Below are 25,147 nucleotides of genomic sequence, written 5' to 3'. Positions count from 1 at the left end.
CCGATAAGTGTAGGAGGGTACGCCCGTGGGTCAACGAGCATGCCCGCGCCTGATAAGCCCCCATAAGCTTGTGCTCAGCCTTGCTAGCGTTATGCTACCCGGCAACCGAATTCGAGGAATGAACTGTGAAAGCGTGGATCCTGTTGATGCTGGCCCTGACCTTGCCGATGGCGGCTCAGGCCGAAGAAGCCAAAGAGGGCGAGGCGCCGAAGGTCAGCTATATCAGCCTGAGCCCGCCGTTCGTGGGTAACTACGGCCTGGATGGCACGGCGAAACTCAAGGTGTTCAAGGCTGACATCGCCCTGCGCGTGACCGGGCCCGAAGCCGCCGCCGCGGTCAAAGCCAACGATGCGTTGATTCGCAACCAGTTGGTGGCGCTGTTTACCCAGCAGACCAACGAAGCCATGAGCAGCGTTGAAGGTAAGGAAAAGCTGCGTCAGGAAGCGTTGAAGCAAACGCAGCAAGTGATGAACGATGAGACCGGCAAGCCGGTGGTCGAAGACCTGTTGTTCAACAACTTGATCATCCAGTAACGCCTCAGCGCAAACCCATGACCGCCGCCCATTGCTCGGCAGTCACCGGCATCACCGAGAGCCGGCTACCTTTTTGCACCAGAGGCAGTTCGGCAAGGGCGGTCTGCTGTTTCAGATAGCCCAGGGCCAGCACGTTCGAAAACGTCTGGACATGTGCGACGTCAATTGCGCTCCACGGGTTTTTCTCCGCGCTGGCCTTGGCGTCGAAATAGTGGCTGTCCGGTTCCAGCGCGGTGGGGTCGGGGTAGGCGGCCTGGATAATTTTGCCGATACCGGCAATGCCGGGCTCCGGGCAACTGGAGTGATAGAAGAAAAACTCATCGCACACCGCCATGGCGCGCAGGAAATTGCGCGCCTGGTAGTTGCGAACCCCGTCCCAGCGCGTTTCGCCGAGCTTTTCCAGGTCGTTGATGGAGAGCTCGTCGGGCTCGGATTTCATCAGCCAGTAGGCCATTTCGGGGCTCCTGAGAAAGGCATTGGGCAAGTTGTCGGGCAATGCCATGACAAACCGACAGTCGGTTGGCGTCAAGGTTTGCGTGTTGGTTCACGTTACCGCAGAATGCCGGCTTTTAAGCTTGGTGCAGCTGCAACGGACTACTTTGGAACGTTGTTGTCATCGTGTACGAGGTGCCTGAAGGGGGGCAATCGATGCAACGTAAACCGGATTTACTATGGATTTTGGTAATTTTGTTTGGTCTGGGCGTCGTGACCACCGGGTATGCCCAGAGCCTGTGGTCGAACAAGACCGATGCGCCGGTTGAGCTCTCGCCTGTGCAACAGCAATTCAAGCGTTAACACGGTTTTATCCGCGTCGCGGTTCCAGCGACGTTTCTGCGACATACCATTGCTTATCGGTGACCGTGCCCGCCAGCGGCACGTCCCAGCTCGCCTGCGCCAGGCGATCGACTTGCTGACATTCATGGGCCAGCCCCAGCAGCGTCGGCTTGCGCCAGGTTTTTCGCCTGGCAAGGTAGGCCAGGCTGCGGTCATAGAATCCGCCCCCCATGCCCAATCGCCCACCCTCGTTATCGAACCCCACCAACGGCAGCAGCACCAGGTCCAGTGCCCATACCTTGCGCTGGCGCCGGGCATTGGCCCGTGGCTCCAGAATGCGAAAGCGGTTGGGCAATAACTTATCCCCAGGCCGCACACGTTGGAACACCATCTTGGTACGTGGCCACGCACTCAGTACAGGCAGGTAGGTGGCCTTGCCCTGGCGTTGGGCAGCGCGCAGCAGCAAACGCGGATCGATTTCGCCGTCCGTCGGTAGATATAAGGAAATATGTTTGGCCCGGCGAAACAGCGGGTGCTGTGCCAGTTGCCGATACAGGCCGCAGGCGGCCTGGCGCTGCTCGCGGGGCGTGAGGGCGCGGCGGGCTTTGCGCAACATGCGTCGAAGTTGCGGACGGGAAAGCGGCGCAGGTTCGGTCATGGCTTTTCGGCTCATAAAACAATGCCAGTCCTGGGACTGGCATTGAGTTTGGGAATTCAGGCTCCCCGACAGAACCGCTGTCGACTAAGCCCTTGAACCCGAAAGTTCAAGGTGGAAGAAGCAGTAGGCTTTAAGGCTTTCCGTCTAGCGGACATGCACACCAGCCCAACGTGCAACTTCCAGGGTAGTGCGAATCGGCTCCGGGACATCGCCGACTGGCAAGCACGCCAGGGAGTGGGGCGAGTATACCTTAAACAGACTCGGCAATCAGCCCTTGGGTGCGTCTGAATCGGTGGAAAGCACCAGATCAACGCGTTCGAGCAGGTCACGCACTTGCTCGCGGGTCGAGCCGCTGGCCTGCACGTCAGGGCGTTCCTGCTTATGCAGCAGGTCGTGGGTAATGTTCAGCGCGGCCATCACGGCGATGCGGTCGGCGCCGATCACTTTGCCGCTGCTGCGGATTTCACGCATCTTGCCGTCCAGGTAGCGGGCAGCGCTCACCAGGTTGCTGCGCTCTTCCTGGGGGCAGATGATCGAATATTCTTTGTCGAGGATCTGCACGGTAACGCTATTGCTTGAACTCATGAGTCTTGCTCCAGGGCCTTCAGGCGCGAAATCATCGATTCGACCTTACGCCGGGCGATTTCGTTTTTTTCAATGAGGTGAGCGCGTTCCTCGCGCCAGGTTTTTTCCTGAGCTAGTAGGAGTCCGTTTTGACTCTTAAGTTGCTCGACCCGATCAATTAGCAGTTCGAGTCTGGCCATCAGCGCTTGCAGGTCGGTGTCTTCCATTGGGTTCCACTGGATTTGTCTGATGAATGGCAACTGCAGGATAAACGATCTGACGCCCTCGATAGTCTTGGTACGTCTGCCGGTGCTAGGATACAGCGCTCCATTCTAGACATTGCGCCGTCTGGCGCCTAGCTCACCATGCCCATTCAGAACTCCCCGTACGACGCTTTTTCCAAACTGCTGAGCACCAGCGGCCATCCTTGCTCGCCTGCCGAACTGCACGGTGTGCTGTTGGGCCGCAGCTGCACCGGTGTCGGCTTCGATGCCGACAACTGGCTGGCCGATGTGGCCGAGCTGCTGGAGAAAGAACCCGAAGAAAACGTGCGCAATGCGCTGATCGGCCTGCAAGAGATGGTCAAGGGCGAGCTGACCGGTGATGACGTCACCGTGGTCCTGCTGCTGCCCACCGACGATGCGCCGCTGGCCGAACGCGCCGCCGCGCTGGGCCAATGGTGCCAGGGTTTCCTCCACGGTTTCGGCGTGAACGCCGGTGGCCTGGAGCTGAGCACCGACGCCAAGGAGGTGCTGCAGGACCTGGCCGCCATCTCCCAGGTGCAAGACGCCCTGGAAGAGTCCGAGGACGGCGAGGGCGACTACATGGAAGTCATGGAATACCTGCGCGTCGCGCCGTTGCTGCTGTTCACCGAGACCAAGAAGTCCGCTGAGCCTGCTTCGCCCAAGCCGTCGCTGCACTAAAAAGGAAGCCCATCTGCCCATGATCCATATCCCCAAAGCGGAATACACCCGTCGCCGCAAGGCGCTCATGGCGCAGATGGAACCCAACAGCATCGCTATCCTGCCGGCCGCCGCCGTGGCGATCCGCAATCGTGATGTGGAGCATGTCTACCGCCAGGACAGCGACTTCCAGTACCTGAGCGGTTTTCCCGAACCGCAAGCGGTGATCGTGCTGATGCCCGGTCGTCAGCATGGCGAGTACGTGCTGTTCTGCCGCGAGCGCAATGCCGAACGCGAATTGTGGGATGGCCTGCGCGCCGGCACCGAAGGCGCGATCCGTGATTACGGGGCTGACGACGCGTTTCCCATCACCGACATCGACGACATCCTGCCCGGCCTGATCGAAGGCCGTGACCGGGTGTATTCAGCCATGGGCAGCAATGCCGAATTCGACCGGCATGTAATGGAGTGGATCAACGTGATCCGCTCCAAAGCGCACCTGGGCGCCCAGCCGCCAAACGAATTCGTTGCCCTGGATCATCTGCTGCACGACATGCGCCTGTATAAATCGGCGGCGGAAGTGAAGGTGATGCGCGAGGCGGCGCGGATTTCCTGCGCGGCCCATGTGCGGGCGATGCAGGCCAGCCGTGCCGGCCTGCATGAGTTCAGCCTGGAAGCCGAGCTGGATTACGAGTTCCGCAAGGGCGGCGCGAAAATGCCGGCCTATGGCTCCATCGTCGCGTCCGGGCGCAACAGCTGCATCCTGCATTACCAGCAGAATGACGCGCTGCTCAGGGACGGTGACCTGGTGCTGATCGACGCCGGTTGCGAGATCGACTGCTACGCCAGTGACATCACCCGCACCTGGCCGGTCAATGGCAGGTTTTCGCCCGAGCAGAAGGCGATCTACGAAATTGTGCTGGCTTCCCAGGAAGCCGCCTTCAAGCAGATCGCGCCGAACAAGCATTGGAACCAGGCGCATGAGGCGACCGTGCAGGTCATCACTGCCGGGTTGGTCAAGCTGGGGTTGCTGCAAGGCGACGTTGACGAGTTGATCGCCAGCGAAGCCTACCGCGCCTTTTACATGCACCGCGCCGGCCACTGGCTGGGCATGGATGTGCATGACGTGGGCGAGTACAAAGTGGGCGGTGAATGGCGCGTGCTGGAAGTCGGCATGGCCTTGACCGTGGAGCCGGGGATCTATATTTCACCGGACAACCAGAACGTAGCGAAGAAGTGGCGTGGCATTGGCGTACGCATCGAGGACGACGTGATAGTGACCAAGCAAGGCTGTGAAATCCTGACCGGCGCGGTGCCCAAGACGGTGGCCGAGATCGAAGCACTGATGGCGGCTGCCCGATGAGCCGGGTCAACCTGGCGATCATCGGCGGCGGCCTGGTGGGCGCGAGCCTGGCCCTGGCGTTGCAGGCCGGGGCCAAGGCGCGCGGCTGGAAAATCGCACTGATCGAACCCTTCGCGCCGGGTGACAGCTATCAGCCAAGCTACGATGCGCGTTCTTCGGCGTTGTCCTTTGGTGCCCGGCAGATCTATCAGCGCCTGGGCGTGTGGCAGGACATTTTCCGTCGCGCCGAGCCGATCAAGCAGATTCATGTGTCCGACCGTGGACGCTTCTCCACCGCGCGTCTGTCAGCCCTGGAAGAGGGGGTGCCGGCCCTCGGTTACGTGGTGGAAAACGCCTGGCTCGGCCAATGCCTGTGGCAAGGCCTGGACAAGGACGTGGTGAGCTGGCGCTGCCCGGCGGAAGTGACGCGGATGGAGCCGCTGCCCGATGGCTATCGCCTGACCCTCAATGACGAAACCGTACTGGAATGCGAGCTTGCGGTATTGGCCGATGGCGGTCGCTCCGGTCTGCGCGAGCAGCTTGGCATCGGCGTGAAAACCCGGCCCTACAACCAGAGCGCGCTAATCGCCAATATCACCCCGAGCGAAGCCCACAATGGCGAAGCGTTCGAGCGTTTCACCGATGAGGGGCCAATGGCCTTGCTGCCGCTGCCGGACAACCGCTGTGCGCTGGTGTGGACCCGCATCGGCATGGACGCCCAGCGCCTGGCTAACCTGGATGAGCGCAGTTTCCTGAGCGAATTGCAGGGCGTGTTCGGCTATCGCCTGGGCACCCTGAAACAAGTGGGCGCGCGGCATCTTTATCCGCTGAGCCTGGTGGAAGCGGAAGAACAAGTGCGCTCGCACCTGGTGGTGCTCGGCAATGCCGCGCACAGCCTGCACCCGATCGCCGGGCAGGGTTTCAACCTGTCCCTGCGCGATGCCAACGCCCTGGCCGAAGCCTTGCTGGCCGGGCCGGCAGTGCCGGGTGACCTGGCGACACTGCAACGCTATCGCGAGCGCCAGCGCCTGGACCAGCAACTGACCGTGGGTTTCTCCGACCAAGTCACGCGCCTGTTCGGCAGCGGGCAACCGTTGGTAGCGCTGGGGCGCAACATGGGCCTGCTTGGCCTGGACCTGTTGCCGCCGGCCAAACGCTGGTTCGCCCGCCAGGCCATGGGGCTGGGGGTGCGCTCCGATGTTTGAGCCGGCCCATCACTTTATTGGCGGCCTGTGCCGCACACGAGACAAGGCTTAAAGCATGGACATGCACGCAGATGTGCTGATTGTCGGGGCCGGAATGGTCGGAAGCGCCCTGGCGCTGGCGTTGCAGGGCAGTGGCCTGCAGGTGTTGCTGCTTGACGGCAGCCCCCTGAGCGTCAAGCCGTTCGAGCCGGCGGCGGCGTTTGAACCGCGAGTGAGTGCGTTATCCGCCGCCAGCCAGCGCATTCTGGAGCGCCTTGGCGTGTGGGACGGCATCGTCCAGCGTCGCGCCAGCCCGTATGGCGAGATGCACGTGTGGGACGGCAGCGGCACCGGGCAGATCCACTTTTCGGCAGCCAGCGTACATGCCGAGGTGCTGGGGCATATCGTCGAGAACCGTGTGGTCCAGGATGCCTTGCTGGACCGCTTGCATGATTGCGACCTGGGGCTGCTGGCCACGGCGCGCCTGGAGCAGATGCGCCGTTCCGGCGATGACTGGCTGCTGACCCTGGCCGATGGGCGCAAGCTGCGCGCGCCGCTGGTGGTCGCCGCCGATGGCGCCAACTCGGCGGTGCGCCGCCTGACCGGCACTCCCACCCGTGAATGGGATTACCTGCATAACGCCATCGTGACCAGCGTGCGCAGCAGCCAGCCGCACCGGCGCACGGCGTGGCAACGCTTCACCGATACCGGCCCGCTGGCGTTTTTGCCGCTGGTGCGCGATGGGCAAGAGGATTGGTGCTCGATTGTGTGGTCGACCACGCCGGCGGAGTCCGAGCGCCTGATGGCCCTGGATGATGAACGCTTTTGTGATGAATTGGAGCGCGCCTTTGAAGGGCGCCTGGGCAACGTGATCAGCGCCGACCCGCGCGTCTGCGTGCCGTTGCGTCAGCGCCACGCCAAACGCTATGTGGCCGAAGGCCTGGCATTGATTGGCGATGCGGCTCACGTCATCCACCCGTTGGCGGGGCAGGGCGTGAACCTGGGGTTTCTCGATGCCGCGGTGCTGGCCGAAGTGCTGCTGGCGGCCAACGAACGTGGCGAGCGTCTGGCGGATGTGAAGGTGCTGAGCCGCTACGAGCGGCGGCGCATGCCGCATAACCTGGCGCTGATGGCGGCAATGGAGGGCTTCGAGCGCTTGTTCCAGGCCGATCAACTGCCGTTGCGCTGGATGCGCAATGCCGGGTTGAAAATGGTCGACCAGTTGCCCGAAGCCAAGGCATTGTTTGTACGCCAGGCGCTGGGTTTGAGCGGGGATTTGCCGGAACTCGCCAAACTGTGACTGTGGGAGGGGGCAAGCCCTAATGCCAGCCAGTTAAGGCTTTTTGTAGGAGCGAGCTTGCTCGCGAAAAACTCAGGGGCCCCGCGTTTATTCAGAATGAACACGTTGCCTGGAGGTTTTTCGCGAGCAAGCTCGCTCCTACAGGGAACTCCTTTCGCTTTTCGACTGTGCAACATCTGGTAACGCCTCCAGCAAGCGGTACCAAATGTGAGTCCTTATCATTTGCGCTCTTTTTGCAAATGAGCGACCGCACCCATGTTGGCACCCAAGCGCCTCCTGACTGCCCTGGCACTCACCCTGATCGGCAGCACCGCCGTGCAGGCCGCCGACGAAGTGGTGGTGTACTCCTCGCGCATCGACGAACTGATCAAGCCGGTGTTCGACGCCTACACCCGCAAGACCGGTGTACAGGTCAAATTCATCACCGATAAGGAAGCGCCGCTGATGCAGCGCATCAAGGCCGAAGGCGAAAACGCCACCGCCGACCTGCTGCTCACCGTCGACGCCGGCAACCTCTGGCAGGCCGAGCAGATGGGCATCCTGCAGCCGTTCACCTCCGAGGTGATCGACAAGAACATTCCGTTGCAATACCGTTCTTCGGCCCACGCCTGGACCGGCTTGAGCCTGCGCGCGCGGACCATCGCCTACTCCACCGACCGGGTAAAACCGGGCGACCTGACCACCTACGAAGCCCTGGCCGACAAACAGTGGGAAGGCCGGCTGTGCCTGCGCACGGCGAAAAAGGTCTACAACCAGTCACTGACCGCCACGCTGATCGAAACCCATGGCGCGAGCAAGACTGAAGAAATCGTCAAAGGCTGGGTGAATAACCTGTCCACCGACGTGTTCTCCGACGATATTGCGGTGCTGGAGGCGATCAATGCCGGGCAATGCGATGTGGGTATCGTCAACACGTACTACTACGGTCGCCTGCACAAGCAGAAGCCGGACCTGGCGGTGAAGCTATTCTGGCCGAACCAGGGCGACCGTGGCGTGCATGTGAACCTGTCGGGCATCGGCCTGACCAAGCACGCGCCACACCCAGAGGCGGCCAAGGCTTTGGTGGAGTGGATGACCACGCCCGAGGCGCAGCAGATTTTCGCCGATGTGAACCAGGAGTTCCCCGCCAACCCAGCGGTAGCGCCGTCGGCGGAGGTGGCGAGCTGGGGCAAATTCGTGGCCGACACCTTGCCGGTGGAAGTGGCGGGCAAGCGCCAGGCCGAGGCTATCCGCTTGATGGATCGCGCCGGCTGGAACTGATCTTGTAAATCGCCGCAGATCAAAATGTGGGAGGGGGCTTGCCCCCGATTGCGGAGTGTCAGTCTAATCATCAGTGGCTGATTCACCGCCATCGGGGGCAAGCCCCCTCCCACACTGTTTTATGTCTGCTTTCAGATAGTCCATTCCCAGGGAATTTGCTCTTGGCCCATCCCGCCCAACGCCGCTGGTACCTGCCGGTCTTCAGCGTCGCCGCCCTGGTGCTGCTGCCGCTGAGCGTGCTGTTGCTGTCCTGGCAAAGCGTCGACTACCAGATCTGGTCCCACCTCTGGGACACCCAGATGCCACGTTTACTGGGTAACACCTTGACCCTGGTGCTCGGCGTCGGCCTTGGCGTGACGTTACTGGGCGTAAGCCTGGCCTGGCTGACCAGCCTCTGCGAATTCCCCGGCCGCCGCTGGTTGGACTGGGCACTGATGCTGCCCTTTGCAATTCCGGCCTACGTGTTGGCCTTCGTGTTCGTGGGACTGCTGGATTTTGCGGGCCCCGTGCAAACCCTGCTGCGCGACGTGTTCGGCGCCGGGCTGCGCCTGCCGCGTGTGCGCTCCACCAGCGGCGTGATCATCGTATTGGTGCTGGTGTTCTACCCCTATGTCTACCTGCTGGCGCGCTCTGCATTCCTGGCTCAGGGCAAGGGCTTGATGGAAGCGGCGCGGGTGCTGGGCCAGTCGCCCTGGCAGGCGTTCTGGCGCGTGGCGCTGCCCATGGCGCGTCCGGCGATTGGGGCGGGGGTCGCCCTGGCCTTGATGGAAACCCTGGCGGATTTCGGTGCGGTCTCGGTGTTCAATTTCGACACGTTCACCACCGCCATCTATAAAACCTGGTATGGCTTTTTCAGCCTGTCCAGCGCTGCCCAACTGGCCAGTCTGTTGCTGCTGGTGGTGATGCTGGTGCTGTATGGCGAACGGCGCGCCCGTGGAGCAAGCCGACCCAGCAACGAGCGCCCGCGAGGCAAGGCGTTGTATCACCTGCGTGGGTTCAAGGCGGCAGCGGCCAGTGGCTGGTGTGGCTTGGTGTTCGCCTGCGCGTTTGTGATCCCGGTGCTGCAACTGGTGGTGTGGTTCTGGCAGCGTGGCCGGTTCGACCTGGATGAGCGCTACACCGGCCTGATCCTGCATACCCTGTATCTGGGCGCGATTGCGGCGCTGATCACCGTCGGCGTGGCGCTGATACTGGCGTTCGCCAACCGCCTTGCGCCGACTCGGGCGATTCGCTCCGGCATCAGCCTGGCCAATGTCGGTTATGCCTTGCCCGGCTCGGTGCTGGCGGTGTCGATCATGCTCGCCTTCAGCTACCTGGACCGCGAACTGGTGGTGCCGCTGTCGGGCTGGCTGGGCGGTGCGGGCAAACCGTTGCTGCTGGGCAGCCTCTCGGCGCTGGTGCTCGCGTATCTGGTGCGGTTCCTGGCGGTGGCCTACGGGCCGCTGGAAAACAGCCTGGCGCGTATCCGTCCGTCGTTGCCCGAGGCCGCACGAAGTCTGGGGGTAAGCGGACCACAACTGTTTTGCAAGGTGTATCTGCCACTGTTGCTGCCCGGCACCCTGAGCGCGGCGCTGCTGGTGTTCGTCGATGTGCTCAAGGAAATGCCCGCCACCTTGCTGATGCGCCCGTTTGGCTGGGACACCCTGGCGGTGCGGATCTTTGAAATGACCAGTGAAGGGGAATGGGCGCGGGCCTCGTTGCCGGCGCTGACCCTGGTACTGGTTGGGTTGTTGCCGGTCGTCGGGCTGATCCGACGCTCCGCACGACAAATCGGTTAGGTGCCAGTCCTACAGCTTGCGGCTACAATGCGCGGCATTCGGTGTGCCGCGTCTTTCGAGGCGGGTTGGCGCATGTGTCTGCAGGCCTTGTAATCCAAGGCGCTCGGCACTGGCGGCAACTCTGCGCACCTTCGCCAAGCCCGGAAGGAGACACCCATGGGACAGCGTACGCCTCTGTATGACCTGCATCTCGCCCTCGGCGCGAAAATGGTCGATTTTGGCGGTTGGGATATGCCTTTGCATTACGGCTCGCAGGTTGAGGAGCACCATCAGGTGCGGCGCGACTGCGGGGTGTTCGATGTATCTCATATGACCGTGATCGATGTCAGCGGCCTTCAGGCCAAGGAATGGCTCCAGCACTTGCTGGCCAATGATGTCGATCGATTGCACGGCTGCGGCCGCGCGTTGTACAGCGCCATGCTCAACGAGCAGGGCGGGGTAGTGGACGACATGATCGTCTACCGTACCGAAACCGGTTACCGGCTGGTGGTCAACGCCGCCACCCGTGACCAGGACATGGCCTGGATGCAGGCGCAACTGGGCAGCTATCAAGTGCAACTCCAGGAGCGCTCCGAGCTGGCCATGCTCGCCATTCAAGGTCCCCATGCGCGGCACAAGATCGCCGAATTGGTGACCCAGTCCCGTGGCACCCTGATCCATCAGCTCAAGCCGTTCGAAGGCCAGGCCGACGGCGACTGGTTTATTGCCCGCACCGGTTACACCGGCGAAGACGGCCTGGAAATTGTCCTGCCTGCCGACCAGGCGCCGGGTTTTTTCAACGATCTGGTGGGCGCCGGTATTTCCCCCATCGGCCTCGGTGCCCGCGATACCCTGCGCCTGGAAGCCGGCATGAACCTGTATGGCCAGGATATCCACCAGCAGGTATCACCCCTGGCCGCCAACATGGCTTGGAGCATCGCCTGGGAGCCCGCTGGGCGAAATTTCATCGGCCGCGCCGCGCTGGAGGCGGAAAAGGCTGCCGGGGTGCAATTCAAATTAGTGGGACTGGTCCTGGAAGAACGTGGGGTTCTGCGCGCTCATCAGGTGGTTCGTATCGCCAATGTTGGCGAAGGGGAGATCACCAGTGGTAGTTTCTCACCTACGCTGAGCAAATCCATTGCCCTGGCGCGCGTACCGACGGCGACTGCCGACCGGGCCGAAGTGGAAATCCGCGGCAAGTGGTACCCGGTGCGAGTGGTCAAGCCGACCTTTGTACGCCATGGCAAAACCCTGATCTAACTATTTTCCGGCAGGCCTATGGCCGCTGACATTTCTTCTTGAGGACACAGACTATGAGCGATATCCCTGCCGACCTGCGTTTTGCCGAAAGTCATGAGTGGGCCCGTCTGGAAGCCGACGGCACCGTGACCGTCGGGATCTCCGACCATGCTCAGGAAGCCTTGGGTGATGTGGTGTTTGTTGAACTGGCTGAGGTTGGTGCCACTTTTGAAGCGCAAGGCCAGGCGGGTGTGGTTGAGTCGGTGAAGGCTGCTTCGGATATCTACTCGCCGGTTGCTGGCGAGGTGATTGCGGTCAACGAAGAGTTGAGCGGTAGTCCTGAGCTGCTGAACTCTGACCCGTACGGCGCCTGGATCTTCAAGCTCAAGCCAAGCAACCCAGCTGACCTGGATAAATTGCTCGACGCCGCCGGCTACAAAGCCGCCATCGGCGAGTAAACGCAAAACCAATGTGGGAGGGGGTTTGCCCCCTCCCACATTATGTGATCAGTCTGCTTTCAATACCGCTTTGACCGCCGCCACAGCCCGCTCCACATCCGCCTCTGTCATCGCTGTAAACATCGGCAACGACACGATCAAACGCCCAACACGCTCCGCCACCGGGAACATACCTTCCTTGAATCCTTGTGCCCGATACAGGCTCAGCAGGTGGATCGGCGGGTAGTGATAACCGATGCCGACGCCGTGGGCCTGCATCCGCTCCATAAAAGTGGCGCGGGCAGGCAAACCGTCCTGACGCTCCGGCAATACCAGCTGAAACAGGTGCCAGTTGCTGTTTTCGAAGTCGGCCGGCGGCAGTTGCGCGCCGTACACTTGTTCAAAATCACTGCCGAAGCATTCGAAGTAGTGCCGAGCCAGGTTCTGGCGGTGGGCGGTGATCTTCTCGATATGCGCAAACTGCCCCAGGCCAATGGCGGCGGCGATATCGGTCATGTTGAATTTGCCACCCAACACGTCCACATCCAGGCCATCGAAACCGCTGCGGGTCACGCCTTGCAGGCGGTATTTCTCGGCCAGACGGGCCTCTTCGGCGTTGTTGAGCACCAGGCAGCCGCCTTCGGATGAGGTGATGTTCTTGTTTGCCTGGAAACTGAACGACACAAAGTCGCCGGTAGCGCCGATGCGTTGCCCGTCCCAACTGGAACCCAGGGCCTGGGCGGCGTCCTCGATGATGCGCAGGTTGTACTTGTTGGCCAGCGCATAAAGCATCGGCGTGTCCAGGGGCAAGCCGGCCAGATAGACCGGGATGATCGCCTTGGTGCGCGGGGTTATCGCGGCTTCAACCTGGGCCAGGTCGATGTTGCGGGTCACCGGGTCGATATCGGCGAATACCGGAGTGGCGCCCACCTCCAGAATAACGTTGGCCGTGGCAACCCAGGAAATCGGTGTGGTAATGACTTCATCCCCAGGCCCGATACCGGCGATGCGCAGGGCAATCTCCATGGTGCAGGTGCCGGAGTTGAAAGTGCGTACCGGCCGGCCGCCGAAATACTCCGACAGCTGCGCTTCGAACGCCTGCACCTTCGGCCCGCTGGTGATCCAGCCCGAGCGCAGCACATCGCCGACCGCCGAGATCGTGGCTTCATCAATGGTAGGTTTGGAAAACGGCAGGAAGGGCTGTTGGCTCATGACGAAGAGGGCATCCGTTTCAGGTAGGCGATGAGTAATGGACGTGTCAGCCCTGCATGGTTGCACGGCTCGACTGAATATAGCCTGTCGCCCGTGAATGATTCGTCACGCTCCAGGCAAAAAAATGCCGCTTGAAAAAGCGGCATTTTTTAACGTGCAGGTATTACTCGGTTACAGCGTTCTTCGCGAGGATGGCGTTGGCCAGTTCCATATCCGTGGCTTGCAGGCCAGGGTTATCAGCACGGACCTTCTGCATGGCCGCTTCCAGGTACGGGCCGCGAATGCCGCCGTTGCTGGCGACGAAGCTGCCGGCGTCGTCCTGGGCGGCGACTACCAGCTTGTGGTCCTTGAAGGTCAGGTAGGTCGAGCCGGTGGTCGCGCCCGACGAGATGACATTACGCCAGAAGCTATCGGCCATGGCTGAGCCGACAGGGAGGGAGAGCACAGCGAGGGTTGCGACAGCATATTTAAGACGCATGATGGGTGACTCCGGTGGGTTATCTGTACATTTTGATTGTAGTTAACCTGATCCAGTTCCATCACTGACTAAACAGTTTCAACCTTTAAAACCACCCCGTCCTGGCCAACCACGCGCACTTGAGCGCCTACGGGCGCATCGGCACCGGTGACCATCCATACGCCATCGCCGACTTTAACCTTGCCCCTGCCATCCACGATCGCCTGATGCACCACGAAGGTGCGCCCGACCAACTCTGAACCGCGCTCATTCAAGCCGGGTTGATCGCTGGCCTTGGCGCCGCTGCGTTGGCGTTTCCACCAGTACACGGCCGTCAATATCGACAACAGGGCGAACAGCAGCAGTTGCCACTCAAGTCCCAGGGGCGGGACGATAAACTTGATCACTCCCACGGCGGCTGCGGCGATACCCATCCACAATAGGTAGCCTCCCGCGCCGAACACCTCGAGAATCAACAACACGGTGCCCAGCGCCAGCCAGTCCCAGAACGAAAGGTGCAGCAGGAATTCCCACATGATGGCGACCTCAGCCTTTCTTGTTGTCGAAAGTCGCTCTGACAATCTCGCCGATACCGCCCACGGCACCGATCACCTGGCTGGCTTCCAGCGGCATCAGGATTACCTTGCTGTTGTTGGCCGACGCCAGCTTGCCCAGGGCATCGATATATTTCTGCGCGACGAAGTAGTTCACCGCCTGTACGTTACCGGATGCGATCGCTTCCGATACCACCTGGGTCGCCCGGGCTTCAGCCTCGGCCTGACGCTCACGCGCTTCGGATTCAAGGAAGGCGGCCTGGCGGCTACCCTCGGCCTCGAGGATCTGCGCCTGTTTCTTGCCCTCGGCGGTGAGGATCGCCGAGGCTCGCAGGCCTTCGGCTTCGAGGATCTGCGCACGCTTGATCCGCTCGGCTTTCATCTGGCCGGACATGGCCGCCATCAGGTCGGCTGGCGGGCTGATGTCCTTGATTTCGATACGGGTGATCTTGATGCCCCACGGCGCCGTGGCTTCGTCGACGGTGCGCAGCAGTTTTTCATTGATACCGTCGCGCTGGCTCAGCATCGCATCCAGCTCCATGGAGCCAAGCACCGTACGGATATTGGTTTGCAGCAAATTGCGGATGGCATGCTCGAGGTTGTTCACCTCATACGCGGCCTGGGCCGTGTTCACCACTTGGAAGAAGCACACGGCGTCGATCTGCACGGTGGCGTTGTCGGCGGTAATCACTTCCTGGGGGGGAATATCCAGCACGCTTTCCATCACGTTGATCTTGCGGCCGATGCGGTCCATGACCGGGATGATGATGTTGAGGCCAGGCTTGAGGGTGTTGGTATAGCGGCCGAAACGTTCGACTGTCCACTGGTAGCCCTGGGGCACCACTTTGAAACCCATGAACAGGATGGCAATGGCCAACCCCACGAAAAGAAGCAGTACGGTGCCGATCTGCATAGCGATTCCCTATCTGATGATGTCGGTAACATGACGTTCGGTCGAGTGTAACGGTCTCGTCACGGATAAGGACGGTTTCAATGCCCAACAAACAAAGGATTTGTTTCTGAATCCCCAGGGGTCACCCTCAGGACTTCCGCCATCGTCGTCAGCCCGGCCTTCACCTTTTGCAGGCCGGCCATGCGCAGGCTGTGCATGCCTTGCCCGAGAGCCGCACGGCGCAAGGCCTGCACGTCCGCGCCAGGGGTGATCAGCGCCTTGAGGGTTTCGTCCACCGTCATGATTTCATAGAGCCCGGCTCTGCCCCGATAACCACTGTCGCGGCATTCCACGCAGCCGGCGGCTTCGTAGGCGTCGGCCACGGCGCGTTTGCAATGGGAGCACAGCACACGCACCAAGCGTTGCGCCATGACGCCTATCAGCGTTGCCTTGATCAAATAATGAGCGATCCCCAGTTCCTGCAAGCGGCTGATCGCGCTCGGCGCATCGTTGGTATGCAGGGTCGACAGCACCAGGTGCCCGGTCAGCGCGGCCTGGATCGCCATTTCGGCGGTTTCCCGGTCGCGAATCTCGCCGATCATGATGATGTCCGGGTCCTGGCGCAGTAGCGCGCGGATACCGCTGGCGAAGGTCAGGTCGATGTTGTGCTGGACCTGCATCTGATTGAACGCCGGTTCGACCATTTCGATGGGGTCCTCCACCGTGCACAGGTTGACCTCCCGGCTCGCCAGTTGCTTGAGGGTGGCGTAAAGCGTGCTGGTCTTGCCCGAGCCGGTCGGGCCGGTGACCAGGATGATGCCGTGGGCCTGTCGGGTCATGGCCTGCCAGCGCTGTTGATCTTCGGCAGACAAGCCCAACTGGTCGAAATCCTTGAGCAGCACCTGGGGATCAAAAATGCGCATGACCAGCTTCTCGCCAAAAGCGGTGGGCAAGGTTGAAAGGCGCAGTTCCACTTCAGCCCCCGCCGGGGTTTTCATCTTGATGCGCCCATCCTGGGGTTTGCGCTTCTCTGCCACGTTCATACGGCCAAGGCTTTTCAGGCGGCTGACGACAGCGGTGGTGACCTGCGGCGGAAATTGGTAGACGTCATGCAACAGGCCATCGATGCGAAAGCGCACACGACCCTGTTCGCGGCAGGGCTCTATATGAATATCGCTCGCCCGCTGACCAAAGGCGTACTGCAGCAGCCAGTCGACGATATTGACGATATGCGCGTCATCGGCGTGCGGCTCCTTATCGCTGGCGCCGAGGTTGAGCAGGTCGGCATTGCCGGGCGCTGCCATTTTTTGATCGGCCCCACTGACCGATTTGGCCAACCGATAGAACTCGTTGATGCAGCGCTGGATCGCCTGGGGGTTGGCTACCACGCGCTTGATCGTGCGTTTGAGTACTTGGGAAAGCCCGGCCTCCCAGCCACTGACATGGGGTTGAGCGCTGGCGACGGTAACGCTGCGCGCATCTACGGCGACTGCGAGGATGGCATGACGTTGGGCGAAGGCGTGGGACATCAGCGGCACCACCGTCGCGACGTCGATCTTCAGCGGGTCGATGCGCAGATAAGGTTGCTCGACCTGCCGGGCCAGCCATTGGGTTAACGTTTCCAGGCACGGCCCTTCTGCGGCGATACGCTCCAGGGGATGCTGGGCGCTGGTGGGCGCGGACAACAACCGTTGCGCCGTCTCTGCCGTGATCAGCTCCTGCTCGAGCAATGCAGGCAGCAACGGATGCAGTTCCAGGGGGCGATCTGGCAGGGCGGTGGACATGAGGGTTTCCTGGTGGGCGTCGGGTGTAATCCCAGGCTAGCCAGCTTCTGAAAATCCTCCTTGTGCGTGTATTGCAGGTTTTTACCGCGACGTTGCGGCCACGGCTTGAAGCCGCGCGCAGTCAGCCGGGCGCAGCTCCAGGGAACACACGCTGATCAGGTTTCGAATCTTTTCACCGATCACCTGGGCGCGGTGCCAGCTCAGGCCGCCTATCACGATATCGATGCGCAGCAGGTCGTCTTGCCTGTTCACGCTCACCTGATTGGGCGTGAGAAATTGCAGCGCGAAGTAATTCAGCACTCGACACAGCACGTCCGGCTCCGCCTCCGCGACGATTCGATAATGCGCCTCGCAGTGAAGGCTATCGACGGCCCATGCATCGGCGCGGGTAACAGAGTGAGCGGCTTCGACGGCGTGCATGCTGATTCTCCAAATTCGGCTGAAGAAATTTTTACACGCAGCGGCTGAGATTTCTTATCTAAAATCGAACAGATTGGCAGATAATCGAATCAATCAATTCAACCTAATCAACTTATAAGGTATTTCTATGCAAAGCGAACTGGACGCTTATGACCGTCGTATCCTGGCCCTGCTCCAAGAGGACGCTTCGCTCTCCAGCGCACAGATCGCCGAGCAGGTCGGCCTCTCGCAGTCACCATGCTGGCGGCGTATTCAGCGGCTCAAGGAGGATGGCGTGATCCGTGGCCAGGTCACCTTGCTGGACCGCAAGAAAATCGGCCTCAACACGCAGATTTTCGCCGAGGTCAAACTCAACGCCCACGGTCGGTCCAACTTCACCGAGTTTACCGAGGCGATTCGTGGCTTTCCGGAAGTGCTGGAGTGTTATGTGCTGATGGGCGCGGTGGATTTTCTGTTGCGCATTGTTGCGTCGGACATCGAGGCGTACGAGCGGTTTTTCTTCGACAAGTTGTCGATGGTGCCGGGGATTCAGGAGGTTAATTCGATTGTGGCGTTGTCGGAAATAAAATCCACAACCAGCCTGCCAGTATTGCGCTAGCAGGTCCGGCCCTATCGGGGGCAAGCCCCCTCCCACATGTGACTGCATTCCAAAGTAGGAACTCGGTCAATGGTGGGAGGGGCGGTGCGACGATTCGACTTGCCCCCGATGGCGATATCACAGGCGCAGAAGCATCTTCCAGGCACGATTCTGATAAACCGCAATCGCCTGGTGCATCCGCGCGTCGAGCGACTCATCAGTGATCGGCTGGTTAGCCAGGTGCGCCAGCTTGTTCAGCTCGCCGTACAAACGGTCCAGTTCCGGAATATCCACCACCTGACGGGCATGGTGCAGCCAGGCCTGGATGCGCTCGATACGCGGCAGTTGCTCGGCCAGGTCTTCCGGCTGTTGCTGGTAGCGCGGCAGTTGCAGGGCAACGGCGTCGTCGGCCAGCAGGCGCGGTAGCCAGTTGGTGATTTGCGCAGCGCCCTGGCGGTTGCCGCGCACGTTACGCTCGGCGGTCCAGGTGCGGGCCAGCAGCCAGCGCGAGGTGTTCAGGGAGAACAGGCCCCAGCGCACGTCCTGCAGCTCTTCAACGAACTGCTCCGGCGCGGCTTTGCGGATGTCTTCATCGTCGTCACCGGCCTGGACCAGCGGGCGCCAGTCTTCCAGCAACGCATCTAGGACACTGCGCAATTCGCTGGTGGATTGACGCGGCGCGGCCTGGCCGAGGCTGCCGATCAGCGCGCGCAATTCACCGAGGGTCTCGACCCAGTCCTGCAGCAAGCGCCAGTGGCCATTGAAGCGATATTGCTCGGCCAGGCGCTGGCTGCTGCCCAGCAAGTGCCACATGATTGCGGCGAAGGCATCGTCCAACGGCATTTCGGCGTGGATCTGCGGTGCCGGCAGGCTCAAGGAATAGCTGCTGGCGTCGTACAGGCGATAGCCACGCTCGGCCTTGCTGATGTCACAGGGCATCAGCGCCAGGGTAGCGGCCAGTTCGGCGGCCAGTTCCAGCAGGGCGGCCGGTTCGCCTTCGCGCAGTTCCAGTTCCAGCTCGCAGATTTCCTCCTTCTGCTTGCCGACCACCACGTGGCCCAGGTCCAGGGCGGCTTCGATCACCACCTTGGCCTTGCCGCGACCCCAGGCGATTTCAGCGCGCTCGCGCACGAAGTCGGTGGTGAAGATCGGCTTGAGGGTCTTTTTGTCCAGCTCGGCCAGTTGCTCGGGCCAGCATTCGCCGTCGAGCTTCTTCACATCGAGCTTGGCTTTGGGCAGGTCCCAGTTGTATTCGTTACGTTCCGACAAGCCGGCGACGCTCTGGCCACGGGTCTTGAGGGTCTGGATGATGTCGTCACCGTCCTTGCGCAAGCGCAGGGCCACCTTGGCCTGGGCCAGGTCGCGCTCGGGGGTGTCGAAGTACTGATTCATCAACTCACGGCGTTCCCAGCCACTTTTGTTGCGTTTTTTCAGTAGCGGGTGCTCACGCAGCGCGGCGAGTGTTTCGCGGCTGACACGGAGCTTGATTTCGGTTTCTTTCTGCATGGCCGGAAAATCCAGGATCGGGAGCGCAGCCGGGGAAAAGTGTGGCTGCCAAGGTCGTGCAGTGTACAGGACTGAGCCCGGCAACGTGCCGCAACGGTTTATTGTGTCGTGCAGATGGCTCTATAGTGGGGTTCATCCGGGAAGTTGGAGACCGCGCATGCCGTTACCGTCCATGAAAGAGCAGTTCGCCGCGTTGATTGCCGCGCCGTCGGTCAGTTGCACGCAGGCGTCCCTCGACCAGAGCAATCGCCCGGTGATCGACCTGCTCGCCACCTGGCTGGGCGACCTGGGCTTCTCCATCGACATCCAGCAGGTCAGCCCTGGCAAGTTCAACCTGTTGGCAAGTTTCGGCAGTGGCCCCGGTGGCCTGGTGCTGGCTGGCCATAGCGACACGGTGCCCTACGACGCGGCACTGTGGGAAACCGACCCGCTCAAGCTGACGGAAGTCGACGGCCGCTGGGTAGGACTGGGCAGTTGCGACATGAAGGGTTTTTTTGCGCTGGCGATTGAAGCGGTGCTGCCGCTGCTGGACCAACCGTTCAAGCAACCGCTGCTGATCCTCGCCACCTGCGATGAAGAAAGCTCCATGTCCGGTGCCCGCGCACTGGCCGAGGCGGGGCGGCCGTTGGGCCGGGCGGCGGTGATCGGCGAACCGACCGGTCTCAAGCCGATCCGCCTGCACAAAGGCGTGATGATGGAGCGCATCGACATTCTTGGCCGCAGCGGCCATTCATCGGACCCAAGCCTTGGTCACAGCGCCCTTGAAGCCATGCACGACGCCATCGGCGAACTGCGCGGCCTGCGCCTTGCCTGGCAGCGCGAATACCGCAACCCGCAGTTCAGCGTGCCACAGCCGACCCTGAACTTCGGCTGCATCCATGGCGGCGACAACCCCAACCGCATCTGTGGCCAATGCTCCCTGGAGTTCGACCTGCGTCCCCTGCCGGGCATGGACCCTGCGGTGCTGCGCGCCGCCATCCGGCAAAAACTCGAGCCCCTGGCCGAGCGGCATAAGGTCAAGATCGATTACGCGCCGCTGTTCCCGGAAGTACCGCCCTTCGAGCAGCCGGAAGACGCCGAGTTGGTGAGGGTGGCGGAACGTTTGACCGGCCACCGTGCCGAAGCAGTGGCGTTCGGCACCGAAGCGCCTTATCTTCAGCGCCTTGGTTGCGAAACCCTGGTGCTCGGCCCTGGCGATATCGCCTGTGCGCACCAGCCGGGTGAATACCTCGAAATGTCACGCTTGACGCCTACAGTGCGTCTATTGCGGGAACTGATCGAACACTACTGCCTGAAACCTGCATAAATTAACCCCTGCCTGTTCGTACATAGAAAGGAGAGTGAGCGTGTCGCCAAGCCTGTTCCGACGATAACCATCAGCCCGCTGTGCGCTTTCACGATTGATCCTTTTTTGGCTGCTTTTTATTACAGGCCCAGGTGTTATGCCCGACTACGTTAATTGGCTTCGTCACGCTTCGCCCTACATCAATGCCCACCGCGACTGCACCTTTGTGGTCATGCTGCCTGGCGATGGGGTGGAACATCCGAACTTCGGCAATATCGTCCACGACCTGGTGCTGCTGCACAGCCTGGGTGTGCGACTGGTGCTGGTGCACGGCTCGCGTCCGCAAATTGAAGCCCGCCTTGAAGCGCGCGGTCTTACCCCGGCTTATCACGAAGGTTTGCGCATTACCGATGCGGCGACGCTCGAGTGTGTGATCGACGCGGTGGGGCAGTTGCGTATTGCCATCGAAGCGCGCTTGTCCATGGACATGGCGTCATCGCCCATGCAGGGCTCGCGCCTGCGGGTGGCCAGCGGCAACCTGGTGACCGCGCGGCCAATCGGTGTGCTCGAAGGCGTGGACTATCACCACACCGGCGAAGTGCGCCGGGTCGACCGCAAGGGCATCAACCGGCTGCTGGACGAGCGCTCCATCGTGCTGCTGTCGCCGTTGGGTTATTCGCCCACCGGTGAGATTTTCAACCTGGCCTGCGAAGACGTGGCCACCCGTGCCGCCATCGACCTGGGCGCCGACAAGTTGCTGCTGTTTGGTGCCGACCTGGGCCTGATCGATGAAAACGGCCGACTGGTGCGCGAGTTGCGTCCGCAGCAAGTGCCGGCGCATCTGCAGCGCCTGGGCAGCAACTATCAGGCCGAGCTGCTCGATGCCGCCGCCGAAGCCTGCCGTGGCGGGGTAGGGCGTAGCCATATTGTCAGCTATGTCGAAGACGGCGCCTTGCTTACCGAACTGTTCACCCGCGACGGCGGCGGTACGCTGGTTGCCCAGGAGCAATTCGAACTGGTGCGCGAAGCGGCGATTGAAGACGTCGGCGGTTTGCTCGACCTGATCAGCCCGCTGGAAGAGCAGGGCATTCTGGTGCGTCGTTCCCGGGAAGTGCTCGAGCGTGAGATCGAGCAGTTCAGCGTGGTCGAGCGTGAAGGCATGATCATCGCCTGCGCGGCGTTGTATCAGATCGCCGATTCGGATGCGGGTGAGCTGGCATGCCTGGCGGTGAACCCGGAATACCGCCATGGCGCACGCGGCGATGTATTGCTCGAGCGCATCGAGACCCGTGCCCGTGCCCAGGGCCTGAAGACCTTGTTTGTCCTTACCACCCGCACCGCCCACTGGTTCCGTGAACGCGGCTTTGTACCAAGCAGCGTGGACCGCCTGCCGTCGGCGCGGGCGTCGCTGTACAACTATCAACGCAACTCGAAAATTTTCGAGAAGCCTTTGTAAACCCAATCCACCAAAACACCCACATTTGAGCCCTGCGCCTTCAAAAACTTTGCCAAGGCTTCAGAAGCCTTCATCTGTGCCGATACGATAAAAAGGTCGTCGCTAGCCGACAGCCGCATTGACATCAAAAGAAACTAATCCCGATACAAAAACTGTAACAAATTGACGGGAGGATGTGCCTTTGGCCATGATGGCGTCGCCTTTTTGATCGTGGGTGACGTATGCAGCAGAACGTCAACACTAAGCGATCTAAAAAAGCGCTGATAAATACCCTTTAGGAATTAGCTTATGGGATGGTCGGTCTAGCCTGACCAGCCCGGTGGGTGAATGCGCTTATTCCTGAATGGTATGAAAAAGAATGAAACAATTCTTTTTGGGTGTATGAAAAACTCATTACCCTGCAGGGACCAAATCAACTGCGATTAGACGAAGGTAGTAGACATACAAGGTTACGATTGACTTGGCAGTCACTATCTGGCGCTAATCGCGCATCTGTGGATCGAGGGCGTCAGACCCGAGACCAAAGAAATACAAAAATTAGAAATGAGAGGAGCGGTACATGAAGAAGTCCACCTTGGCTGTGGCTGTAGCGTTGGGCGCCATCGCCCAGCAAGCAGGCGCTGCCGGTTTCATCGAAGACAGTAAAGTAACGCTGGGTCTGCGTAACTTCTACATCAACACCGACAACCGCGACTCGGCCGCTGGCACTGCAGCCAACAAGCGTGCCGGTGTGCAAAACAAGCAGGAAGAATGGGGCCAGGGCTTCGACCTGCGCTTCATCTCCGGTTACACCCAAGGCACCGTAGGCTTCGGTCTCGACGCTATCGGCCTGCTGGGTGTTCGCCTGGACTCCGGCGGCGGCACCAACGGCGCCACGGCGAGCTCCTACGGTGGCACCGTGTTCCCGAGCAAGTCCAATGGCGAAGCCGTTGATAACTACTCGAGCCTGGGCCTGACCGCCAAAGCCAAGATCTCCCAGACTGAACTGAAGCTCGGTACGCTGCAGCCAAAACTGCCGGTCATCGTGACCAACGACGGTCGTCTGCTGCCGCAGACCTTCCAGGGTGGCCAGATCACCAGTAACGATGTCTACAAAGACCTGACGCTGGTTGCCGGCCAGATCGAAAAAGCCAAGGGCCGTAACTCCAGCAACGTCGACAACCTGTCGATCGCCGGTGCCAACTCCCGTGGTGCAAGCTGGCGCGACAGCAACAAATTCTACTACGCCGGTGGTGACTACAAGATCACCAAGGACCTGACTGCCCAGTACTACTACGGCAATCTGGAAGACTTCTACAAGCAGCACTTCCTGGGCCTGACCCATAACTGGGCCATCGGTCCTGGCGTACTGAAGTCTGACCTGCGTTATTTCAACAGCTCGGATGACGGCAAGAACGGCCACGAGTCGGCTTACTTCTCCTCGGGCAACTACAGCGGCGTGAACTCCGGTCGTGGCAAGGTCGATAACAACCTGTACAGCGGCCTGTTCCTGTACACCGTTGCCGGTCATACCTTCGGTGGTGGTTACCAGGTCAGCAACGGCAGCAGCGACTTCCCTTGGTTGAACCAGGGTGACGGCTCGTCGGCTTACCTGACCACTGACATGCAGATCGCCAAGTTCGCCCGTGCTGGCGAACGTACCTGGCAAGCTCGCTACTCCTACGACTTCGCCAAGGTTGGCGTGCCTGGCCTGACCGCCGGTGTCGTGTACCTCAAAGGCACCGACATCGATACCGTCAACGGTAGCCGTGCCGAGTTCACCGGCCAGTCCGAGTGGGAACGTGACATTACGGTTGCGTACGTTGTTCCAGAAGGCGTGTTCAAGAACGTCGGCGTTGCCTGGAAAAACGCTATGTGGCGCAACGATGTTGCTGCCGCGCGCGATCAGGACGAAAACCGTGTAATCGTCAGCTACACCTACGCGTTCAAGTAACTGCTTAAAGCCTTGCCCGGCGCAATGCCGGGCAAGGTGTGTTGCTTTCAAGCCGGGCTCAACCCCCGCAAGCCCTTCCTGAAATCCCTCTTGGTACAGCGTCTCAAGGCCTTCTCGAACCTTGAAAACGATGTTGATCCTCGTCCGCTCCCAAGTCCAATGAACAGATTTTTATATTCTTTTATCGTCTAGATAAATCGATATTTATTCTTTTTAAAATCTTCCCAAACCCTGCACAGTGGGCTCCATAAGCACTCATCAGGAGCCCCACCATGAGCCTAAGACTGGGCGATATCGCCCCCGACTTCGAACAGGATTCCAGCGCCGGCAAGATTCGTTTCCACGAATGGCTGGGCGATAGCTGGGGTGTGCTGTTCTCCCACCCGGCGGACTTTACCCCGGTGTGCACCACCGAACTGGGCTTCACCGCCAAACTCAAGGATGAATTCGCCCAGCGCGGCGTCAAGGCCATCGCCTTGTCGGTTGACCCGGTGGACTCGCACCACAAGTGGATCGAAGACATCAACGAAACCCAGAACACCGTCGTCAATTTCCCGATCTTGGCCGATGCCGACCGCAAAGTCTCGGACCTCTACGACCTGATCCACCCCAACGCCAGTGACACCCTCACCGTGCGCTCCCTGTTCGTGATCGACCCGAACAAGAAAATCCGCCTGACCATTACCTACCCGGCCAGCACCGGCCGTAACTTCCACGAAATCCTGCGGGTGATCGACTCACTGCAGCTGACCGACAACCATAAGGTCGCCACTCCGGCCAACTGGCAGGACGGTGATGAGGTGGTGATCGTGCCGTCGCTCAAGGACGAGGAAGAGATCAAGAAACGCTTTCCCAAGGGCTATAGGGCAGTGAAGCCGTACCTGCGGCTTACCCCGCAACCCAATCGTTAACACAGCTCAACCCTGGAGAACAGGACCCATGTGGGAGGGGGCTTGCTCCCGATAGCGGTGGGTCAGTCAATGCACTTGTTACTGAAAGACCGCTATCGGGAGCAAGCCCCCTCCCACATTTTACAGCTCACACAAGCAGGGGTTTTTCAGGCCGTTTCGACGGCCTTTTTTTTTGCCTGGCGATCTGTTTATCTCATATGTTTTTATGGA

At 60.7% G+C, this 25,147-nt stretch carries 26 protein-coding genes and 1 other RNA gene; 15 read left to right on the top strand and 12 right to left on the bottom strand.

What is annotated here, in order from left to right; translation table 11 throughout:
• The first annotated feature begins 125 nt into the window (after positions 1–125).
• Positions 126–533 carry a flagellar basal body-associated protein FliL gene (locus C4J92_RS25590; RefSeq protein WP_124405616.1) on the top strand — a complete coding sequence of 136 codons (408 nt, stop codon included), beginning with the start codon at positions 126–128 and terminating at the stop codon, positions 531–533.
• Between the two features lie 4 nt (positions 534–537).
• Here C4J92_RS25590 and C4J92_RS25585 read toward each other — a convergent pair whose 3' ends face one another.
• Positions 538–987 (bottom strand): EVE domain-containing protein, encoded by a 450-nt coding sequence (locus C4J92_RS25585; protein WP_124405615.1) that lies wholly within the window; start codon positions 985–987, stop codon positions 538–540.
• A gap of 194 nt (positions 988–1,181) precedes the next feature.
• Here C4J92_RS25585 and C4J92_RS27045 point away from each other — a divergent pair, with 194 nt between their 5' ends.
• Positions 1,182–1,328: a hypothetical protein gene (locus C4J92_RS27045; protein ID WP_015886446.1), complete on the top strand. Its 147-nt coding sequence runs from the start codon at positions 1,182–1,184 to the stop codon at positions 1,326–1,328.
• 7 nt (positions 1,329–1,335) lie between these two features.
• On the opposite strand, the gene C4J92_RS25580 is transcribed toward C4J92_RS27045, so the two are convergent.
• From C4J92_RS25580 to C4J92_RS25565, 4 genes are all read right to left on the bottom strand, one after another.
• A complete protein-coding gene (locus C4J92_RS25580; RefSeq protein WP_124405861.1) occupies positions 1,336–1,965 on the bottom strand; it encodes a 5-formyltetrahydrofolate cyclo-ligase in 630 nt (209 codons plus the stop codon).
• 58 nt (positions 1,966–2,023) lie between these two features.
• Positions 2,024–2,202, bottom strand: a non-coding RNA gene (ssrS, locus tag C4J92_RS25575) — 6S RNA.
• 30 nt (positions 2,203–2,232) lie between these two features.
• Positions 2,233–2,550, bottom strand: coding sequence for a cell division protein ZapA (locus C4J92_RS25570; RefSeq protein WP_005792389.1), 318 nt, complete (start codon positions 2,548–2,550; stop codon positions 2,233–2,235).
• Complete coding sequence (locus C4J92_RS25565; protein ID WP_003177365.1) at positions 2,547–2,756, bottom strand: TIGR02449 family protein; 210 nt, start codon at positions 2,754–2,756, stop codon at positions 2,547–2,549. Before C4J92_RS25565 ends, C4J92_RS25570 begins: the two co-directional genes overlap by 4 nt.
• 138 nt (positions 2,757–2,894) lie before the next feature.
• Between C4J92_RS25565 and C4J92_RS25560 the strand changes: the two genes are divergently transcribed.
• The 8 genes from C4J92_RS25560 (at position 2,895) to gcvH (ending at position 11,971) form a co-directional block, all read left to right on the top strand.
• A complete protein-coding gene (locus C4J92_RS25560; RefSeq protein ID WP_124372232.1) occupies positions 2,895–3,452 on the top strand; it encodes a YecA family protein in 558 nt (185 codons plus the stop codon).
• A 19-nt stretch (positions 3,453–3,471) separates the two neighbouring features.
• A complete protein-coding gene (pepP, locus tag C4J92_RS25555; protein WP_124405614.1) occupies positions 3,472–4,794 on the top strand; it encodes a Xaa-Pro aminopeptidase in 1,323 nt (440 codons plus the stop codon).
• Positions 4,791–5,978 carry a 2-octaprenyl-6-methoxyphenyl hydroxylase gene (ubiH, locus tag C4J92_RS25550; RefSeq protein WP_124405613.1) on the top strand — a complete coding sequence of 396 codons (1,188 nt, stop codon included), beginning with the start codon at positions 4,791–4,793 and terminating at the stop codon, positions 5,976–5,978. The genes pepP and ubiH overlap by 4 nt, the downstream gene beginning before the upstream one ends.
• 61 nt (positions 5,979–6,039) lie before the next feature.
• Positions 6,040–7,257, top strand: a complete 1,218-nt coding sequence (locus tag C4J92_RS25545) for a 2-octaprenyl-3-methyl-6-methoxy-1,4-benzoquinol hydroxylase (protein WP_164487576.1) — start codon at positions 6,040–6,042, stop codon at positions 7,255–7,257.
• Between the two features lie 255 nt (positions 7,258–7,512).
• Positions 7,513–8,517: an extracellular solute-binding protein gene (locus C4J92_RS25540; protein ID WP_124405611.1), complete on the top strand. Its 1,005-nt coding sequence runs from the start codon at positions 7,513–7,515 to the stop codon at positions 8,515–8,517.
• Positions 8,518–8,678: 161 nt separating this feature from the next.
• Entirely contained in the window at positions 8,679–10,295 is a 1,617-nt protein-coding gene (locus C4J92_RS25535) for an iron ABC transporter permease (protein WP_124405610.1), read from the top strand.
• 156 nt (positions 10,296–10,451) lie between these two features.
• Positions 10,452–11,534, top strand: coding sequence for a glycine cleavage system aminomethyltransferase GcvT (gcvT, locus tag C4J92_RS25530; protein WP_124405609.1), 1,083 nt, complete (start codon positions 10,452–10,454; stop codon positions 11,532–11,534).
• 53 nt (positions 11,535–11,587) lie between these two features.
• A complete protein-coding gene (gene gcvH, locus C4J92_RS25525) occupies positions 11,588–11,971 on the top strand; it encodes a glycine cleavage system protein GcvH (protein ID WP_124405608.1) in 384 nt (127 codons plus the stop codon).
• A 48-nt stretch (positions 11,972–12,019) separates the two neighbouring features.
• On the opposite strand, the gene C4J92_RS25520 is transcribed toward gcvH, so the two are convergent.
• The 6 genes from C4J92_RS25520 to C4J92_RS25495 all read right to left on the bottom strand — a co-directional run bounded on the left by C4J92_RS25520 (position 12,020) and on the right by C4J92_RS25495 (position 17,269).
• Positions 12,020–13,162, bottom strand: a complete 1,143-nt coding sequence (locus tag C4J92_RS25520) for a DegT/DnrJ/EryC1/StrS aminotransferase family protein (RefSeq protein ID WP_124405607.1) — start codon at positions 13,160–13,162, stop codon at positions 12,020–12,022.
• Between the two features lie 163 nt (positions 13,163–13,325).
• On the bottom strand, positions 13,326–13,640 hold the full coding sequence (locus tag C4J92_RS25515; RefSeq protein ID WP_124364886.1) for a DUF2388 domain-containing protein: 315 nt from the start codon (positions 13,638–13,640) through the stop codon (positions 13,326–13,328).
• A gap of 68 nt (positions 13,641–13,708) precedes the next feature.
• Positions 13,709–14,155 (bottom strand): NfeD family protein, encoded by a 447-nt coding sequence (locus tag C4J92_RS25510; protein WP_124364885.1) that lies wholly within the window; start codon positions 14,153–14,155, stop codon positions 13,709–13,711.
• Positions 14,156–14,165: 10 nt separating this feature from the next.
• Entirely contained in the window at positions 14,166–15,086 is a 921-nt protein-coding gene (locus C4J92_RS25505) for an SPFH domain-containing protein (RefSeq protein WP_057723399.1), read from the bottom strand.
• 77 nt (positions 15,087–15,163) lie between these two features.
• Positions 15,164–16,849, bottom strand: a complete 1,686-nt coding sequence (locus tag C4J92_RS25500; protein ID WP_124405606.1) for a GspE/PulE family protein — start codon at positions 16,847–16,849, stop codon at positions 15,164–15,166.
• Between the two features lie 81 nt (positions 16,850–16,930).
• Positions 16,931–17,269: a hypothetical protein gene (locus tag C4J92_RS25495; protein ID WP_124405605.1), complete on the bottom strand. Its 339-nt coding sequence runs from the start codon at positions 17,267–17,269 to the stop codon at positions 16,931–16,933.
• A gap of 127 nt (positions 17,270–17,396) precedes the next feature.
• On the opposite strand from C4J92_RS25495, the gene C4J92_RS25490 reads away from it, so the two are divergent.
• Positions 17,397–17,867, top strand: a complete 471-nt coding sequence (locus tag C4J92_RS25490) for an Lrp/AsnC family transcriptional regulator (protein WP_124364881.1) — start codon at positions 17,397–17,399, stop codon at positions 17,865–17,867.
• 117 nt (positions 17,868–17,984) lie between these two features.
• Here the strand turns inward: C4J92_RS25490 and C4J92_RS25485 are convergent, their stop codons facing one another.
• Positions 17,985–19,352: an inorganic triphosphatase gene (locus tag C4J92_RS25485; RefSeq protein ID WP_124364880.1), complete on the bottom strand. Its 1,368-nt coding sequence runs from the start codon at positions 19,350–19,352 to the stop codon at positions 17,985–17,987.
• A 157-nt stretch (positions 19,353–19,509) separates the two neighbouring features.
• Between C4J92_RS25485 and argE the strand changes: the two genes are divergently transcribed.
• From argE to C4J92_RS25465, 4 genes are all read left to right on the top strand, one after another.
• Complete coding sequence (gene argE / locus C4J92_RS25480) at positions 19,510–20,658, top strand: acetylornithine deacetylase (protein ID WP_124405604.1); 1,149 nt, start codon at positions 19,510–19,512, stop codon at positions 20,656–20,658.
• Positions 20,659–20,794: 136 nt separating this feature from the next.
• A complete protein-coding gene (gene argA, locus C4J92_RS25475; RefSeq protein ID WP_124364878.1) occupies positions 20,795–22,093 on the top strand; it encodes an amino-acid N-acetyltransferase in 1,299 nt (432 codons plus the stop codon).
• Between the two features lie 559 nt (positions 22,094–22,652).
• Positions 22,653–24,026, top strand: a complete 1,374-nt coding sequence (locus C4J92_RS25470; RefSeq protein ID WP_124372217.1) for an OprD family porin — start codon at positions 22,653–22,655, stop codon at positions 24,024–24,026.
• A gap of 272 nt (positions 24,027–24,298) precedes the next feature.
• Positions 24,299–24,937, top strand: coding sequence for a peroxiredoxin (locus C4J92_RS25465; RefSeq protein WP_015886425.1), 639 nt, complete (start codon positions 24,299–24,301; stop codon positions 24,935–24,937).
• Positions 24,938–25,147 lie beyond the last annotated feature (210 nt).

The organism is Pseudomonas sp. R3-18-08, from assembly GCF_003852065.1.
In the GTDB taxonomy this organism is placed as follows: Bacteria; Pseudomonadota; Gammaproteobacteria; order Pseudomonadales; family Pseudomonadaceae; genus Aquipseudomonas.
This window is presented reverse-complemented; position numbering and strand designations above follow the sequence as displayed.

Excerpts from the sequence above, each read along its gene's own strand:
- C4J92_RS25570 (WP_005792389.1), bottom strand. The coding sequence starts at position 2,550 with ATGAGTTCAAGCAATAGCGTTACCGTGCAGATCCTCGACAAAGAATAT.
- C4J92_RS25510 (WP_124364885.1), bottom strand. The coding sequence starts at position 14,155 with ATGTGGGAATTCCTGCTGCACCTTTCGTTCTGGGACTGGCTGGCGCTG.
- argE (WP_124405604.1), top strand. The coding sequence starts at position 19,510 with ATGCCGTTACCGTCCATGAAAGAGCAGTTCGCCGCGTTGATTGCCGCG.
- C4J92_RS25560 (WP_124372232.1), top strand. The coding sequence starts at position 2,895 with ATGCCCATTCAGAACTCCCCGTACGACGCTTTTTCCAAACTGCTGAGC.
- C4J92_RS25465 (WP_015886425.1), top strand. The coding sequence starts at position 24,299 with ATGAGCCTAAGACTGGGCGATATCGCCCCCGACTTCGAACAGGATTCC.
- C4J92_RS25565 (WP_003177365.1), bottom strand. The coding sequence starts at position 2,756 with ATGGAAGACACCGACCTGCAAGCGCTGATGGCCAGACTCGAACTGCTA.
- C4J92_RS25500 (WP_124405606.1), bottom strand. The coding sequence starts at position 16,849 with ATGTCCACCGCCCTGCCAGATCGCCCCCTGGAACTGCATCCGTTGCTG.
- C4J92_RS25540 (WP_124405611.1), top strand. The coding sequence starts at position 7,513 with ATGTTGGCACCCAAGCGCCTCCTGACTGCCCTGGCACTCACCCTGATC.
- C4J92_RS25545 (WP_164487576.1), top strand. The coding sequence starts at position 6,040 with ATGCACGCAGATGTGCTGATTGTCGGGGCCGGAATGGTCGGAAGCGCC.
- C4J92_RS25485 (WP_124364880.1), bottom strand. The coding sequence starts at position 19,352 with ATGCAGAAAGAAACCGAAATCAAGCTCCGTGTCAGCCGCGAAACACTC.
- C4J92_RS25490 (WP_124364881.1), top strand. The coding sequence starts at position 17,397 with ATGCAAAGCGAACTGGACGCTTATGACCGTCGTATCCTGGCCCTGCTC.
- C4J92_RS25520 (WP_124405607.1), bottom strand. The coding sequence starts at position 13,162 with ATGAGCCAACAGCCCTTCCTGCCGTTTTCCAAACCTACCATTGATGAA.
- ubiH (WP_124405613.1), top strand. The coding sequence starts at position 4,791 with ATGAGCCGGGTCAACCTGGCGATCATCGGCGGCGGCCTGGTGGGCGCG.
- pepP (WP_124405614.1), top strand. The coding sequence starts at position 3,472 with ATGATCCATATCCCCAAAGCGGAATACACCCGTCGCCGCAAGGCGCTC.
- C4J92_RS25580 (WP_124405861.1), bottom strand. The coding sequence starts at position 1,965 with ATGACCGAACCTGCGCCGCTTTCCCGTCCGCAACTTCGACGCATGTTG.
- C4J92_RS25495 (WP_124405605.1), bottom strand. The coding sequence starts at position 17,269 with ATGCACGCCGTCGAAGCCGCTCACTCTGTTACCCGCGCCGATGCATGG.
- C4J92_RS25470 (WP_124372217.1), top strand. The coding sequence starts at position 22,653 with ATGAAGAAGTCCACCTTGGCTGTGGCTGTAGCGTTGGGCGCCATCGCC.
- C4J92_RS27045 (WP_015886446.1), top strand. The coding sequence starts at position 1,182 with ATGCAACGTAAACCGGATTTACTATGGATTTTGGTAATTTTGTTTGGT.
- gcvT (WP_124405609.1), top strand. The coding sequence starts at position 10,452 with ATGGGACAGCGTACGCCTCTGTATGACCTGCATCTCGCCCTCGGCGCG.
- C4J92_RS25505 (WP_057723399.1), bottom strand. The coding sequence starts at position 15,086 with ATGCAGATCGGCACCGTACTGCTTCTTTTCGTGGGGTTGGCCATTGCC.
- argA (WP_124364878.1), top strand. The coding sequence starts at position 20,795 with ATGCCCGACTACGTTAATTGGCTTCGTCACGCTTCGCCCTACATCAAT.
- C4J92_RS25515 (WP_124364886.1), bottom strand. The coding sequence starts at position 13,640 with ATGCGTCTTAAATATGCTGTCGCAACCCTCGCTGTGCTCTCCCTCCCT.
- C4J92_RS25585 (WP_124405615.1), bottom strand. The coding sequence starts at position 987 with ATGGCCTACTGGCTGATGAAATCCGAGCCCGACGAGCTCTCCATCAAC.
- gcvH (WP_124405608.1), top strand. The coding sequence starts at position 11,588 with ATGAGCGATATCCCTGCCGACCTGCGTTTTGCCGAAAGTCATGAGTGG.